The sequence below is a fragment of the Metabacillus litoralis genome (assembly GCF_020524045.1).
In the GTDB taxonomy this organism is placed as follows: Bacteria; Bacillota; Bacilli; order Bacillales; family Bacillaceae; genus Metabacillus; species Metabacillus litoralis_C.
The window spans coordinates 74,997-90,904 of sequence record NZ_JAIVKL010000014.1 but is presented as its reverse complement, the minus strand read 5'-3'; the positions used below and the strand labels follow the sequence as shown (position 1 = coordinate 90,904).

12 protein-coding genes are annotated in these 15,908 nt (G+C 31.8%); 9 read left to right on the top strand and 3 right to left on the bottom strand.

Annotation, left to right across the window (positions count from 1 at the left end; translation table 11 throughout):
- Window positions 1-193: 193 nt before the first annotated feature.
- The 6 genes from LC076_RS18100 to rfbB all read left to right on the top strand — a co-directional run bounded on the left by LC076_RS18100 (window position 194) and on the right by rfbB (window position 7,022).
- A complete protein-coding gene (locus tag LC076_RS18100) occupies window positions 194-1,618 on the top strand; it encodes a lipopolysaccharide biosynthesis protein (RefSeq protein ID WP_226670491.1) in 1,425 nt (474 codons plus the stop codon).
- Between the two features lie 341 nt (window positions 1,619-1,959).
- Window positions 1,960-2,202 (top strand): hypothetical protein, encoded by a 243-nt coding sequence (locus tag LC076_RS24225; RefSeq protein ID WP_319005544.1) that lies wholly within the window; start codon window positions 1,960-1,962, stop codon window positions 2,200-2,202.
- A gap of 404 nt (window positions 2,203-2,606) precedes the next feature.
- Window positions 2,607-3,815: a TDP-N-acetylfucosamine:lipid II N-acetylfucosaminyltransferase gene (locus tag LC076_RS18090; RefSeq protein ID WP_226670490.1), complete on the top strand. Its 1,209-nt coding sequence runs from the start codon at window positions 2,607-2,609 to the stop codon at window positions 3,813-3,815.
- Window positions 3,816-3,891: 76 nt separating this feature from the next.
- Window positions 3,892-4,989, top strand: a complete 1,098-nt coding sequence (locus LC076_RS18085) for a DegT/DnrJ/EryC1/StrS family aminotransferase (protein WP_226670489.1) — start codon at window positions 3,892-3,894, stop codon at window positions 4,987-4,989.
- A 92-nt stretch (window positions 4,990-5,081) separates the two neighbouring features.
- Window positions 5,082-5,969: a glucose-1-phosphate thymidylyltransferase RfbA gene (gene rfbA, locus LC076_RS18080; RefSeq protein ID WP_226670534.1), complete on the top strand. Its 888-nt coding sequence runs from the start codon at window positions 5,082-5,084 to the stop codon at window positions 5,967-5,969.
- A 33-nt stretch (window positions 5,970-6,002) separates the two neighbouring features.
- Window positions 6,003-7,022: a dTDP-glucose 4,6-dehydratase gene (rfbB, locus tag LC076_RS18075; RefSeq protein WP_226670488.1), complete on the top strand. Its 1,020-nt coding sequence runs from the start codon at window positions 6,003-6,005 to the stop codon at window positions 7,020-7,022.
- A 1,030-nt stretch (window positions 7,023-8,052) separates the two neighbouring features.
- Here rfbB and LC076_RS18070 read toward each other — a convergent pair.
- Together LC076_RS18070 and LC076_RS18065 are read right to left on the bottom strand one after the other, a co-directional pair.
- Entirely contained in the window at window positions 8,053-8,700 is a 648-nt protein-coding gene (locus tag LC076_RS18070; protein ID WP_226670487.1) for an acetyltransferase, read from the bottom strand.
- Window positions 8,701-9,932: 1,232 nt separating this feature from the next.
- Window positions 9,933-10,178: a hypothetical protein gene (locus LC076_RS18065; protein ID WP_226670486.1), complete on the bottom strand. Its 246-nt coding sequence runs from the start codon at window positions 10,176-10,178 to the stop codon at window positions 9,933-9,935.
- A 1,267-nt stretch (window positions 10,179-11,445) separates the two neighbouring features.
- Between LC076_RS18065 and LC076_RS18060 the strand changes: the two genes are divergently transcribed.
- The 3 genes from LC076_RS18060 to LC076_RS18055 all read left to right on the top strand — a co-directional run bounded on the left by LC076_RS18060 (window position 11,446) and on the right by LC076_RS18055 (window position 14,661).
- The gene (locus tag LC076_RS18060) at window positions 11,446-11,784 is read left to right on the top strand and encodes a hypothetical protein (protein ID WP_226670485.1); all 339 of its coding nucleotides are present in this window, start codon (window positions 11,446-11,448) and stop codon (window positions 11,782-11,784) included.
- 1,544 nt (window positions 11,785-13,328) lie between these two features.
- Window positions 13,329-13,502 (top strand): magnesium chelatase domain-containing protein, encoded by a 174-nt coding sequence (locus tag LC076_RS24400; protein ID WP_319005547.1) that lies wholly within the window; start codon window positions 13,329-13,331, stop codon window positions 13,500-13,502.
- Window positions 13,471-14,661 (top strand): YifB family Mg chelatase-like AAA ATPase, encoded by a 1,191-nt coding sequence (locus tag LC076_RS18055; RefSeq protein WP_319005542.1) that lies wholly within the window; start codon window positions 13,471-13,473, stop codon window positions 14,659-14,661. Before LC076_RS24400 ends, LC076_RS18055 begins: the two co-directional genes overlap by 32 nt.
- Window positions 14,662-14,758: 97 nt before the next feature.
- Here the strand turns inward: LC076_RS18055 and LC076_RS18050 are convergent, their stop codons facing one another.
- Entirely contained in the window at window positions 14,759-15,904 is a 1,146-nt protein-coding gene (locus tag LC076_RS18050; RefSeq protein WP_226670484.1) for a hypothetical protein, read from the bottom strand.
- Window positions 15,905-15,908: the final 4 nt, after the last annotated feature.

Sequence of the window (15,908 nt, the reverse complement as noted above, 5' to 3'; positions counted from 1 at the left end):
CAAAGAATGGTTGATATAGTATATTTTCATGGAAGAATATAGTTAAGTTTTTTAAATGGAAATGATAGGATGCCATTGCTAAGTAGTAAGAAGGTATCACTAAAATAACTATTTGCAAATATCGAATACAGTTTTCTTTGTATAAAAATTCAATAAGGTTCTATGATGAAAATTCTAATAGAGTAGGTTAATTATGAACGAAAATTTATTACAAAAATTTCTAAAGTTTTCTTATGGTAACTGGGTTGGTTTAATAATAGGTTTATTTACTACAATGGTAATAACTAGACTACTCTCACCTACTATTCTTGGAAAGGCCTCAATGTTTGAAATATTTATACAAGTAGGTTTCATTATTACAGTTGTTGGTGCAGATCAAGCATTTCTTCGCTTCTTTTATGAAGAACAACCTAATAAAAGAGGTGTACTTTTATATAATTCTTTACGTATTCCAGTCTTAACTTCTTTTACTGTTATAGTATTGATTATTTTATTTTATAAACCTATTACTGCGTTTCTTTTTGAAAAAGAAAGCTTTATTTTGGCATTAGCACTAGCATTTGGCATAGTGGCTCAATTATTTTTGCGTTTTAGTGAATTAGTAATAAGAATGCAACAAAAGGGCAATTTATATTCATTACTACAGATTTTTCAGAAGTTATTTTACTTAAGTCTGATTTTAATATTTTTCTATTTAATAGGTCCGAATTTTGAGGTTCTTGTTTTTTCAAAAGTTGCAACTTTTATTTTAACAGTAGGAATTGCGATTTATTACGGAAAATCTTTATGGAAACTAAGTAACTTTAAAATAAAGGGGGCTAAGCATACACAAAAGGATATATTAAAATATGGTTTACCTTTTGTTTTAACAATTTTTCTATCATGGTTGTTTGAAGCATTTGATAAAATAGCTATCCGTCAATGGAGTACCTATGAAGAACTAGGTTTATATTCTGCAGCTATGCGCTTGGTAATTCTTGTTATGGTATTTAGACATACATTTTCTACTTTTTGGACACCTGTTGCTTATGAAAAATTTGAAAAGCGCCCAGATGATAAAGATTTCTTTCGTTATATTTCAATTGTAGTCTCGTTCCTTATGTTTTTAGTAGCGATCTTTAGTATTGCGGCTAAAGATATTATAGTAATTTTATTAGGAAGCGACTATCGGGATTCCGCATCAATTGTGCCATTCTTAGTATTCATGCCAATTCTATATACTATTTCAGAAACAACCGTAATAGGTATTAACTTTTATAAGAAAATTAATTGGCATATATTCATAGCTGGAATAGCATGTGGAGTAAATATTTTAGGGAATTCGTTAATTGTACCGCACTTTGGGGCAATCGGTGCTTCCATTGTTACAGCATTTTCTTTCGTTGTATTTTTTACTTTGCGAACACTGATATCATTAAAATACTATAAAGTAAAGTACCCATTAATTCGTATATATTTAATGGTAATCATAATTTCAATATATGCACTCATATCTATTGAAATTACTAATTTTATGCATAATATACTCTTAGCCTTAATTCCGTTACTAATATTAAATGTACTATTTTTAAAAGATTTGTGGTACTTTGTGAAAAACAGAAAGATCCTATTAAATTAAATGTTTAATAAAAATGTGAATTCCTTTAAGAAGTGAAATAAGAACTAATACATTTTAATAGATTAATTCTAATAAATGTTTCAATAATTTGGATATAAATCATAGTATGAGGGGAGTAAAAGTCTGTGAGGAAAAATATGGTCGGGAAAATCTTTAATTTGTCTAGGAAGTTATATATAAAAAAAATACCACTGGTTCCAAAACTCTTATGGACTATAAATAGAGTTGTATTTGCATGTGATATCCCTTACACCTGTGATATACACTCTACAGTAACATTTCAACATAACGGTCTGGGAGTTGTAATCCATAATAAGACTAGAATAGGAGAAAATTCAGTCGTGTTACATAATGTGACAATCGGCGGGAACATGGGAAAGAAAGGTATTTATGAAAATCAAGAAATAACATATCCTATAGTTGGAAAAAACGCATTAATAGGGACAGGAGCTAAAATTCTTGGTCCGGTTGTTGTAGGTGATAATGTTCAAATTGGAGCAGGTTCAATAGTTTTAAATAACATTCCTGACAACTCGGTGGTTATAGGTGTACCTGCTAAGATTGTAAGAACACTAGATTCTTAAGATTTGATTTATGCATCATGTATGTGCATATAACATAAATGCTCTCCCTATATTTATAAAAGTTTTATTTAGACTAAAAAAAACTTTTATAATCTATTAATATCAACCATAATCTTAATCTATTAATGTTGTATTTTAAATTTTGTGACGGGAAATATTAATTTAAAAAATTTTATTTTAGCAGAACTGTTTAAATGATGAGATTGGAAATCAGTATGTAAAATAGTTTTTCACCGAAAAAAAGTGCATTTATTCTTTTAGAAAATCCCTATATTTATATATAAGTTCACATATTTTTATTGTTATATAAGATGGGTGGGGATGGGGATTTTATGTTGAAATCCATAGCAGTTGACGCACTGGTATTATAGAAATGCATCCTATTGATTTTTCAAGGGTATACATTGGCACTGAACAATTCAAAAGTTGTTAAGGTTGAAGTACTATTAGAGTTACTAAGATTTTTCAGGGAAATCATTCTGAAAATTAATATATTTGATTTGAAAGTCAAATGTTCTCTAAGAAAAAAAGGAATTGATAGAGTGAAAATTTTGCATTTACAGAGTATGGATAAGTTTATAGAACCATACATTAATCTTATAAATAAGTACTTTAAACCAGAGGATCATTCATTTGCTGTTCTAACCCCGAGTAAGGAAAAAGAATTTAACAGTGTTCATAAAAATATAAATTATATTTATAAAAAGCTTCCTAGTTTGTTGTCTCTGATTAAACTAATGTATAAGTCAGAGAGAATATTATTACATGGGCTTTTTAATAAGAAAATTATTATTTTGCTGTTCCTCCAACCATGGTTGTTAAAGAAATGTAATTGGATCGTCTGGGGTGGAGACCTTTATTGCTATAGTAATAAGAGAGATAAAATAAAGGATAAATTAATAGAAATGATGCGAAGAAAGATAATTCGAAATCTTAGGAATATAACTACATTAGTTAAAGGGGATTATAATTTAGCTGTGAAATGGTATGGAACTAACGCTAAATATAATCATGGGGTTTATGTTAACCCTATTAATCTTCACTACCTTGATAGTATGCCTCATTTAAATAAAACAGATATGGATATACTAAATATTCAAGTTGGTAATTCTGGAAATCCTAGTAATCAGCATATAGAAGTATTAAAATCATTAAAAAAGTTTAGAAAAGAAAATATAAAGATTTATCTTCCTCTTTCATATGGAGGATCAGAGGAGTATATAAAAGAAGTTATTGAATTTGGGTACAAAGTTTTTGGAGGAAATTTTGTTCCATTATTAAAATTCTTGAAGGCCGATGAGTATGCAAAGTACTTGTCTTCAATTGATATAGCAATATTTAATCATAACAGGCAACAAGGCTTAGGCAATATCTTTGCATTAGTGTACTTGAGGAAAAAAGTTTTCGTTAGGTCTGATATTACTAGTTGGGATTACTTAACAGAAAGTTTAGATTTAGATGTCTTTAAAACCGAAGAAATAGACCAGTTTAGTTATGAAGAATTCATCAAGAATATATCTACTGTGGATAATCCTCAAAAGGTAAAAAAATTATTTGAAGATAAATATATTGCACAGATTTGGAATAAAGTCTTCGAGGCAGAGAATAAATAATAATTATCGAAAAATAAGTAATAAAGTAGTACTGAGAGTAAGATAACTAGTTAAATTTACAGAAAGAAGGTTAATTATGAAAACCTCTATCCAAGTGACACAGTCCTCAATGCCAAGTTTCGAAGAGTATACAGAGGAAATTAAAGACTTATGGGATAGTCATTGGTTAACCAATATGGGATTGAAACATAGACAATTAGAAGAAGGATTATCCCACTATTTAAATGTCCCTTTTGTTACTCTTTTTACTAATGGCCATCTTGCATTGGAAAATGCAATTGCTGTTTATGATTTATCGGGCGAAGTGATTACAACACCATTTACCTTTGCATCTACAACACATGCAATAGTTCGAAATGGTTTAAAACCAGTTTTTTGTGACATAAAATTTGGTGATTATACTATTGACACAGAAATTCTTGAAAATCTAATTACCGATAAGACTTCAGCTATAGTACCTGTTCATGTTTATGGTAATGTATGTAATGTAAAAGAGATTGACAGAATAGCGAGTAAATATAATCTTAAGGTAATATATGATGCTGCCCATGCTTTTGGAGTAACAGTAGATGGTGTCGGAGTAGGTAATTTTGGAGATGCTTCCATGTTTAGCTTTCATGCTACAAAGGTTTTTAATACTATTGAGGGTGGAGCTATAACTCTTAGGAATGCTAGTATAGGGAAAACTTTAAATGACCTTAAGAATTTCGGAATTACTGGTCCAGAGTCTATTGAATATGTCGGTGGAAATGCAAAAATGAATGAATTTCAGGCTGCAATGGGGATTTGTAATTTACGTCATGTTGAAACTGAAATAAATAAACGAAAAATAGCCGTAGAGAGATATAAAGAGAGATTTAGTGGAGTGAAAGGAATTAAGCTACTTCAAATACAAGAGGGAGTTAAAAGTAACTATTCATATTTTCCAGTGGTATTTGATGGATATAAAATGACTCGAGATGAAGTGTCTGAAGCTTTGGCAAGAGAAAATATTATTGCTAGAAAATATTTTTTCCCATTAACAAATAGTCTTGAATGTTATAGTGAAAAATATGAAAGCGATATAACCCCAGTTGCAAAATATATTTCAGAAAGGGTACTGACATTACCGTTGTATGCAGATCTATGTTTAAAAGATATTGATAGGATATGTGATATTGTTCTAGGGATATAGGATGGAAATATTATTAAGAGGAAATGTGACAATTAATTTCCTTGAATGAACATGCAATATATTGTATTAATAATATAAAAGGAGATGTATTTATGAAAGGCATTATACTAGCAGGAGGTTCAGGTACTAGATTATATCCACTTACTAAGGCTGTTTCAAAGCAAATGTTGCCGGTATATGATAAACCTATGATTTATTACCCCCTTTCTGTTTTGATGTTAGCTGGAATAAGAGAAATTTTGATTATTTCTACACCCAGAGATTTAGAGGGATTTAAAGAACTTTTAGGTGATGGTAGTAAATTAGGAATGAGTTTTGAATATGCTATTCAAGATAAACCCAATGGTGTTGCAGAGGCTTTTATTATTGGCGAAGAATTTATAGGCGATTCAACAATTGCATTAGTTTTAGGAGATAACATATTTTATGGTTCTGATTTCGGTAATCGGTTGAAAAAGGCTGCTACATTAACAAATGGAGGGATCATATTTGGATGTTATGTTAATGATCCTAGAGCTTATGGTGTGGTAGAAGTTGATGGGAATATGAATGCTGTATCTATTGAAGAAAAACCGGATCATCCAAAGTCTTCTTATGCTGTACCGGGTTTGTATTTTTTTGATGAAAAGGTAGTTGGAATTGCTAAAAGTGTAAAACCTTCCAATAGGGGTGAGGTAGAAATCACTTCTGTAATAGAAGAATATCTCAAAAGAGGAGAACTAAAAGTACAACTTACTGGACGAGGTTTGGCGTGGCTAGATACGGGAACCCATGAATCATTACTTGAAGCATCAAATTTTGTCGAAGCAATTCAAAAAAGACAAGGGTTATATGTATCTTGTATTGAAGAAATAGCTTTTAGAAGAGGTTACATTACTCGAGAGCAACTACATGAACTTGCTCAACCGCTTTTAAAAACTGAATATGGTAAATATATAATGGAGCTAGTAAATCATAATAAAAAATATTCGACTGTTTAAAATAGTAAAAATATAATTATAAGGATGGAATAAATGAATAGAAAAAAGATACTGGTTACAGGTGGAGCAGGCTTCATTGGTGGTAACTTTGTACAGTATATGGTAAATAAATATTATAATTATGATATTTATAATTTAGACCTACTAACATACGCTGGAGATTTAACTAAACATCATATTATTCAAAATAAAAGCAATTATCATTTTATTAAGGCTGATATTGCAGACTCCGAAGCTATAAATATCCTTTTTTCACAAGAAAAATTTGATTTTGTAGTACATTTTGCTGCAGAAAGTCATGTAGATCGTTCAATCACAGATCCTGAAGTTTTCGTGCGTACCAATGTTCTTGGAACACAGGTATTACTAGATGCAGCAAAGCAAGCAGGAATCTCAAAATTTATTCATGTTTCGACAGATGAAGTATATGGCGAGTTAGAGTTTGATCCTACAACATACTTCAGTGAAGATACACCGTTACAGCCAAGTAGCCCGTATAGTGCAAGTAAAGCAGCATCAGATTTGTTAGTACATGCGTATAATAAAACTTATGGGTTGCCAATAAATATTACACGTTGTTCAAATAATTATGGGCCATACCATTTTCCAGAGAAACTGATTCCTTTAACCATTTCACGTATATTAAACGGGCAAAAAGTGCCTGTTTATGGGGACGGAAAGAACATTCGAGATTGGTTACATGTAAATGATCACTGTACTGCGATTGACTTAGTAATGCACGAAGGGGTTAATGGAGAAGTATATAATGTAGGTGGTCATAATGAACGAACAAATCTAGAAGTGGTAAAGACAATTATAAAAACTTTAGGAAAATCTGAAGAATTAATTGATTTTGTAGAAGATCGTCTAGGACACGATAAACGTTATGCAATAGATCCTACGAAACTTGTTAATCTGGGGTGGAAACCTACTTACACATTTGATACTGGTATTGCTCAAACTATACAATGGTACTTAGATAATCAGGAGTGGTGGGGGCAAATTATTAGTGGTGAATATCAGAATTATTTTCATAAGCAATATTTTAGATAATATAAAAGTGCTGTAGCTATAAAATTGTTTAAAGATTTGATTGAACTGAAAGACGGGACATTATGTCAAATAATTGCATAATGGTCGTTTTTAATAGAAGAAGGGAGTATTGACTGGGTCATACTTTCTTTTTCTAAATTTAAATTATTAAAAAAGAAAATTGTAACTTATTTTGCATATGATGACCAATATAATCTTGCAAAGCAAATTAAATTTTTGTTTTTGTAATTAAGGTTTAAAAGTGCTAATAAAACACATTCATTTAATATAATTGATAAAATTATGGTTTATTAAGTTGATTTTGCTGACAGTTTATCCTATGTAACTTTTTAAATTGAGAATATACCTATGATTAATTTGAATATCGTAATACTGCTATAAACATTTATCCAGCAATAATATAGTGATACGATGTAAATTTGGAAGGAAATAGGTATGTTGAATGCAAGAAAAAGGTAAAAATTATAGCTTATTTTAGAAGTGGGTTTTGGATCAATGTCAGAACAGTCTCTCCTCTCCTTATATTATACAATAAAAGTATTTGACAAATATTTAAAGTCCTATCTTCATTCCGCAGAGCCGGTGTTTTTCAATAATGTATTATACCTAATGATATTTTAGACTTCTAGAAAATAACCTAAAGTATATTCGTCACTTCATATTCATCATAAATCTCTTGCACTATTATAGAATGTTGGATAATCAAATTGACTGTTCTACTCCTTGAGAGCATTTAGATGGACATATTGTCGGTTTCTATGATGGTTTCGAGAATCTTAACGATAGCTTAGTCATCGAGTAGGGTATTAAGAATGAGAGTTTTCCTTTTGCATCAGGGTATCTTACACCAAGGAAATATTCTTGTGAACTCTAATCTTTTATAAGTTATCTTCTTGAATCATGGAAAATCCCTCTCAACCATGAAGTTTCTGTCAATCGTTGTTAAGCTTGCATAAGAGTAGACATAGATCATAAAGATTAATTTCATAATAATTAAAATATATGTAGGGACATGTTGTTCTCCCTGCCCCTACATATATTTTTCATTTGGTTCTCTTTGTCGTATCACTTTTGCAGGAGTTCCAAATGCCAAAACACCATCTGGAATATTACGGATAACTGTAGATCCAGCACCTATTAAGGATCCATTTCCTATATTGATTTTTTGAATAACATTGGCTCCCATTGATATTGTCGATAGAGTACCTATATTTGATTTTCCACCGATTTGTGAACCAGGTGCAACTGTTGAAAAATCACCTATTGTTACATCGTGATCAACTGATGACTGAGTATTGATAATACAGTGTTTACCAATAATTGAATTTGCATTTATAACTGAACCAGCAACAATAACAGTTCCCTCACCTAAATTCACATTTTTACCAATAATAGCACCAGGGTGAATGGCAGTTGCAAATTGAAAATCTTTTTTCATTTCTTTTATCTTATTTACTATTAACTGTCTGCTAAAATTATCTCCAATTGCAACGATTCCTTTGTTTGAGCCATAGAAATTATCTATTCTACCAAGTATCGGGTATCCCATATATTTAATCCCTTGCATTTCAGGGGTATCCACAAAAATTCCTAAGATATCATACTTTTCTTGTTTTTCTATGATGTCGATTACAACACCAGCATGTCCACTAGCTCCGAAAATGATTATTTTCTCCATACCTAGAACTCCCTGTAAGATTTTTATGAAAAGATTGGAAATTAATTGTTTTAGGTTTTGTAATTATGTTTGAAAATAGTTATACACAAAGTTTTTTCTGAAATTATGTTTGAAAAGTTCGTTTCTCGTTACAAAAAGGCAATAATATAATACATAATAATTACTCAATAGTATATTATACACTTTTTTATTTATTTTTTAAAATGAAAGTAACAAATAGATATACTATTTTTTTTGAAAAATGATTGTCAAAGGACAGAGTATAATGTCAAATAAGTCAAGCTATCGCTTGTAAGAGTGAAGGTACAATGCTTTTTACCTTATGGATACCGACTAGTGATCATAAACTTAGAATTTGTCTTATTATTTGTATTTACATGAAAAGTTGCAGAATGACAGGGTGATAGCTCACAAAAGGGTGGCTATGGTATTCAATTTATACAACATCAAGGTAACCCCTCTGAAGCTATTGATAATCCCGTTTTTTAACAAGAAGGACATAGAGTTAAGCCTTTCTTCAGGAGGATAGAGACGATTTCAAGCGAACATAGTCCTTCAAATATTGACTTAGTTTTAAACGATTGGAGTTAAAGATTATAAAAACAATAAAGAAAGAATGTAACGATTTAAAGAGTCGGGTTTCTCTGTCAATTCTAATGCATATTCTTCCAAGATGATTTGTGAAAATTCAACATCTTTTGTAATTATGTACGTAGTGGAATTCTAGTCATTCTTTAATTAACATGGTGAATCCCACTTTTATATATAACCGTTACCCTTGCTAACTGCCCAATTGTAATACGATTTATTTTTAAGCAAGCTAACATATCGTCCCTCTCTTTTTGCTTATTTGTTGAATATCTTTATAACTTAATTAAACTTCTCTATAATACTCTTAATTTCTTTTACTATTTCAGGATTATTTATCTCCAATTATCTTTGTTTCTCAGGAAGCACGGGGACGGTACTCACGCTTCTTTTGCGTTGGGACGAATTTAAATAAATCTTAAGGACAGGAGGCAGGTGCCTTGTCAAACAATAAGAACTTAAGATCTTTACACAAAATCCTTTGACATTTCCATTAGTCTGTTGTTCCACTAAAACAAAATACAAGGAACTCACAGCCAAAAAGATAAAGGTTACTACTATATAGTTGATATGATAGAAAGGTGATGCGATCTAGATATTAAAAAGCTGTAGTAACCTTCTCTGAAAACATTGAATATTATTGGTTATTTATATGCTCTACTGTAAAGATCTATCAATGCTTTCTTAGTAGCTTCTCTTTCATTTTGATCTCTTCCTTCTCCTAGACAATCTATAAAAGGTGGTTTCTTTCTAGAGATTGTTGCTACTACATGGTAATAATCTTTATATTGAACAGTTTCTAGTTCAATTTTATCATTGTGTTCATTTGTTAAATGTGAAACATCACGCGAAACGTAAGATCTATTAATATAGTCTTCTTGCCAGCTCATTCCTTCTTCCTCCCTTATATTAAGCATACATCTATTAAAATTGAAAGAGCATGCGTGGATACATTCCCTTCGATTCATTTCTATATTTCAAGTGTGAATTTTCCTTTTGTCCAGGGGAACTGCCCCTGTGGTTGTCCCATTAATCGAGTAAGGGAAGTTGCAGAGGGACTTTAAACCGAATGGTCAAAGTATGCGAAAATATAATATGGTGAAGAAGTAATGGCTAAGCTCATTTAATTGGCTATGAAGCACGGGGACGATTCCTGCGCTTCATACTTGTGTTTTATTATCTTTTCTTCTTAAGAATAAAGGTTACTTACAGTCCCTTGACTCGAATCTATCATGTCTGACCTTCTAGAATAATATGAAAGAGTAAGATCAGACGGAACATATCTATAATAGGTTTTCCTGATTTGTTATATTTTTGGGGTTCTACGCTAAGCTTTTTAATTTAAAATACTTTTTCATTCGGTTTCTGATACCTCATTATCTACTTCATCAATTTATCTACGTGTTGTCTCCTCAACTAATGACATCTAGTTAAATATACAGTAAAACATACTAAACTAAACAGTTTATTTGTAAAAGAAATGATTATTTAAGGTGTTTTATTAAACGAGATATTAAATTAATACATACTTAAAATATCACTACTTCTATCCGATATAATAGTGTAAGTGTCATGCAATAAACAATAAAAATTATAACCTTTCCTTTTTTTGTCCCATTTTGATAACAGGAGTAATAAAATGCTGTTCAATTCATTTGAGTTTATTTTTGTTTTTTTGCCTATCGTTTTTGTTTTTTATTTTTATTTCCTGAAGAAACGGTGGGGAACATTATCTCTACTTTGGTTAGTTCTTACCTCTCTGATTTACTACAGTTGGTGGAATATTTATTACTTACCACTTATATTAATTTCCATCGCGATAAATTATGTTCTTGGAGTTCTTCTTAATAAAAATGCACTTAATCCGTATAGAAAACCAATATTGATACTTGGAATCATATTTAATATTGGTTTATTGATCTATTATAAATATGCTGATTTTTTTATTTCTAATGTCAATGTAGTTTTTTCTACAAATATTCCACTATTACATTTGGCATTACCTTTAGCAATTAGCTTCTTCACCTTTCAACAAATTGCTTATTTGGTAGATATTTACAAAAGGGAAGTTACTAGCTCGAGTCTGCTGGAATACGCATTGTTTGTTACATTCTTCCCTCAACTAATTGCTGGTCCGATTGTGCACCAAAGGAAATCATGCCTCAATTCAAGCAAATAAGAATGAAAGTGATTAATTACAAAAACATTGCCATGGGGTTGTTTCTCTTTACAATAGGATTATTTAAGAAGGTAATTCTCGCAGATTCCTTCGCGGTTTGGGCATCTCAAGGATTTGATCAACCTGATCAATTAACCTTTATTGAAGGTTGGATTGTTTCTTTATCCTATACAATGCAAATCTACTTTGACTTTAGTGGATATATGGATATGGCTATGGGGGCAGCGCTGTTATTAGGAAGCACGGGGACGGTTCCCGCGCTTCCTCCAATAAAACATGAGTATAAAGGATTGTCATGGGCATCCAAGGAAGGATGAATTCATCTTCCATAGGATTCTCGAGAAGAAAGAGGTGTATCTTAAAGTATGGTCATAGTGACACCCCTAAATTTGTCTAAAGATATTTGTATATTACAAAGAAGAGTCAATCACAGAAAAAGAGATGATTGACTCTTCTTTGTAATATCGATGAAACTACTGTTCATCTAAATCTTAATGAAACTATTAAATCTTTTTCGGCACTATAATTTTACATTCCTAGGAGTTAAACGCTATTCCTTTAGTTTTTGAATGATTACAATATAAACAAAAGTCGGTACTTAACATACAGAACAAATGTTTCGTTTTCCTTCTAGTAGATTTTATTGAGAAATGTTAATATAGGGGTAGCAATTACATAAAGCGGATGGGCGGTTGACCATCTCCCAATAGAAGGGAGGTGGGAAAGTTGACGACTTACGAGGCAATAACTGTTGCACTACAATCAAACTTAGTATTGATAGGTGTAATAACATTGATTCTAATCTTCGTCAAAGAAAGAAAAAAGTAACCGTCCCAACCCCGACCAAAGGATAATGGGTAGTTACTTTTTCTAGGTAAAATACTTAATCTTAGGTCAGCCGCACTTCATGCGGCATGTATGTTGCTACTTGACTGGGTGTTCACAGCATCCAGTCTTTTTTATTATACGTTTTATTTAACTACATTATACATGATTCCTCCCTATCATTTCAATTGCAAAAAGGAAGAAGCACAGGGACGGTTCTCGCGCTTCTTTTTGATTGGACAGAGAAGCACAAGGACGGATCTCGTGCTTCTTAAATTTTCTTAGCTACGCCGGGTCTACATACACTGTGTCTGCTAGACTAATAGTTTTAATTAATGAAAATTGAATTATACCCAACTGGTTTTCTAGTTTTTCTTTTTCATCTATTAGCTCTGAAACTTGTTACTTAGCTTCTTTTGCTTTAAATATACAGGTGGAAGCATGGGGAGATTTTCTAGTTTTCACCTGAGTAAAATGTATTTTTGTATTGTTGTGAAAAAAGAAAGAATAAAATATGATAAATCTTAGTAAAGTCCTAAACCTTTCACAAGAATCCCATTATTGCATCTAATCTATTCGCTTTAAGTTTTTTTAACAACTACATAACTAGAAACATTCCTGCCTTCACTTCGACTTTTTCAAAAAGTTCAGATGACTAAGAATGAATAACGACGTATCAACATATTTTTTCGCGTTTAAAATAGTAGAATCAAAAAGTCCTAGTGTTACAAAGCATTAATACCCTTTTATTCAATTTGCATTGCTGAAACAACATTAGCAAACATAGAAACCTCGTCAGACTAACGATATATTATATTTGAAGAAACAACCCATTTTACTAAGTAGTAGGTTCTTTTTTTACATAGTGGAGGAAATTGTCGTGTCTTCAAAAGTAACGAGTATTGGTTTGAAAGGGCTTGAGGATATCGGGTTCAAGTTGAAGTGCAGGGAAAAGATGGGATAGAAATAATGATTATTGTGGGGTTACCGACGTGTTTCAGCTGCTCTTCATAGTTTAGGATTTTCGTTAGTTGATATGAAAGTGACCATTAATCTATCACCAACAGAACAAAAGAAAAATGGTCCATTATTTGATCTTGCGATAGCAGTGGTAGTTTTAAAAAAATGGAAACTTTCTAAAAGAGACTATTCCAAAGGATTCAGGTTTTATTGGAACATTGTCTTTAGATGGGTCAATTCTTCCAGTTGAGGGTATGCTTGCAGCGATTCTCGCAGCCAAGAAATTACAACTGTGCAAACTTTTTCTCCCTTATGACCCTATGATTCAAAATATCGAGATACCAGGGTTAGAGCTTGTATACATTGAAACACTTCAAGATGTAATGGATGTATTACGTGGTCAACAACTCCTGCCATTTACCAGACCGCAAAAAATGAGAGAGGATATCCAGCCTGTTTTACGTAATTTTAATCAAATTATTGTTCCTGATTTTGCAAAACGTGCATTGGAAATAGCTGCAAGTGAGGAGCACTTTGTTTTAATGGATGGTCCACCCGGATGTGGGAAGAGTTTATTAGCCGAAACCTTTCAGTCAATAATACCCCCATTATCAAAAGAGGGCCTACTGGAAAAAATAAGCCTCTATCAAATTGCGGGTGCGTCGTATCACGATTCTTCTCAACCTCCCTTTCGTCACCCTCATCATTCTGCATCACATGTTTCAGTTATAGGTGGTGGAACCTCTCCAAAACCTGGAGAAGTTTCTTTAGCGCATCGTGGCATTCTTTTTCTAAATGAATTAGGAGAATTCTCTAAAAAAACATTAGATATGCTACGGCAACCCTTAGAAAATAAAACGGTAACCATTAGTCGTGTTCATTCAACTGTAACCTACCCTGCAAACTTCATTTTTATCGCCGTCATGAATCCATGTCCATGTGGTTATTTCGGCTCTAGTGATCATTATTGTATCTGTACAGAAAAGCAGATAAAAACGTACAAAAATCGTGTATCTGGTCCTATCTTAGACCGGTTTGATATACTCCTCACCTTACAAGCAGTAAATCTAAAAGAACATAATTTTAAAGATATCGAGTCTTCCGATGACATAAAGCAACGCGTATTCTCAGCAAGGAAAATCCAGTACAACCGGTATGGGAAGGAAATTTGTAACGGTTCGGTTCCTTTTGAACAGTTAATTCAAAGCAGCCCCTTGACTCAAAAACAACAAAATGACCTGCAGCAAGTATCTAGTAAGCAGGGTATTAGCAATCGAGTCCAAATTAAAATCATTCGTTTAGCGAGAACGATTGCAGATATCGAGGGAGAGACTTTTATATCTGATCAGGATCTAATGGACGGACTCTCCCAAAGACAAGCAGTAAGGAATTCTGGGTATTTCTCTTAACCTTATGTTTAAGGCGTAAAAAAGGTTAGGTTCGTTATTAGTATTAAATTAGTATTCAATTAGGAAGCTGAAGAACCGCCCCTGTGCTTCCAAGCTTCTACTCTACTAACCCCTTAACCCGATTAACAATCTTAGGATTTCTATCTCCCCATACATCTCTTTTATATCTAATTGTCTTCAGATGCTTTTCAATATTATCTTTTGTTAACAACACTCCAAAGTCATGAGGTACTTTAGACGGCTCAATATTCATCATTCTATTGATAATTAAATTACCGATTTTTTTCCTGTAATGAGATTGGTCAATATAATAATCAAAATTAACAGGGGGACTTGTAGTAATTGAGTTATAACCAGTAAAATCCCAAACCGGGGTAATCTCAACAATTTGGCGCTTCCATTCTTCAAATTCACTCCAAATTCCTGTAGCCACAATTCCTTCGAGTTGTAATGCATGGACAGGTTGAAGGAAAACATCTAGTTGAATGTTATTTTCTGCGCAAAGAGTTACGATCTCTTTTAAGATATCAAAATTATTGTCAGATAACTGGAATTCATTTGATAAGATGTTGTAATCAAATTGGGATTTTAGATGTTTATAGAAACTATTTTGCCCTGCTGCCAACAACTTTTGGTTTTTGGAGAGTATTTGTTCTTCATTCTGGCTTCCATTTGCTAAGGTATTTTCATTAATATACCTTGCTGATTGAGTGTAATTATCTATTATTACTTTTAGGCTATCTTTAAGCGCACGTTCAGTAATTAAAGTAGTGACTAAATCGTCTTTAATAAAATATTTAGTTGTAAGTCTATCGTCATTAAACTGCTTACTTTCATTTGTTTTTATATTAAAACTTTCAAAATCTATACCGAGAATAACTCTTTTTAATGAACTGTTATTTGAGATAGCGTATTGTAAATAACTCTTATGAATCAAAATGTTAGAGTTAGATAAACCTACATTGTATGCCCTTTCCCCCGTAATTTTTTGAAAATAGAAAGGGTCTAACCCCATCTTTGTTCTTGAAGATCCTAAAAAAATTGTGTTAGGATTCTTATATACTAGCTCTCTGGCTTTCATTAAATATTCCTTAGTTTCAATCTTTTGTTCGTTAAATTTGTTATAAGTGCTTGTTTTGTAGATGTTATACGGATCAACAAAGTAATTGATACTACTAATTAATATAATAGAGAAAAAGATGATAACAATTAGGCTTTTATACCATTTTTCATATCGTTTCATAGAA

Coding starts and splice junctions, on each gene's coding strand:
- LC076_RS18065 (WP_226670486.1), bottom strand. CDS start 10,178: ATGAGCTGGCAAGAAGACTATATTAATAGATCTTACGTTTCGCGTGAT.
- LC076_RS24400 (WP_319005547.1), top strand. CDS start 13,329: ATGAAAGTGACCATTAATCTATCACCAACAGAACAAAAGAAAAATGGT.
- LC076_RS18070 (WP_226670487.1), bottom strand. CDS start 8,700: ATGGAGAAAATAATCATTTTCGGAGCTAGTGGACATGCTGGTGTTGTA.
- LC076_RS18060 (WP_226670485.1), top strand. CDS start 11,446: ATGCCTCAATTCAAGCAAATAAGAATGAAAGTGATTAATTACAAAAAC.
- rfbA (WP_226670534.1), top strand. CDS start 5,082: ATGAAAGGCATTATACTAGCAGGAGGTTCAGGTACTAGATTATATCCA.
- LC076_RS18050 (WP_226670484.1), bottom strand. CDS start 15,904: ATGAAACGATATGAAAAATGGTATAAAAGCCTAATTGTTATCATCTTT.
- LC076_RS18085 (WP_226670489.1), top strand. CDS start 3,892: ATGAAAACCTCTATCCAAGTGACACAGTCCTCAATGCCAAGTTTCGAA.
- LC076_RS18100 (WP_226670491.1), top strand. CDS start 194: ATGAACGAAAATTTATTACAAAAATTTCTAAAGTTTTCTTATGGTAAC.
- rfbB (WP_226670488.1), top strand. CDS start 6,003: ATGAATAGAAAAAAGATACTGGTTACAGGTGGAGCAGGCTTCATTGGT.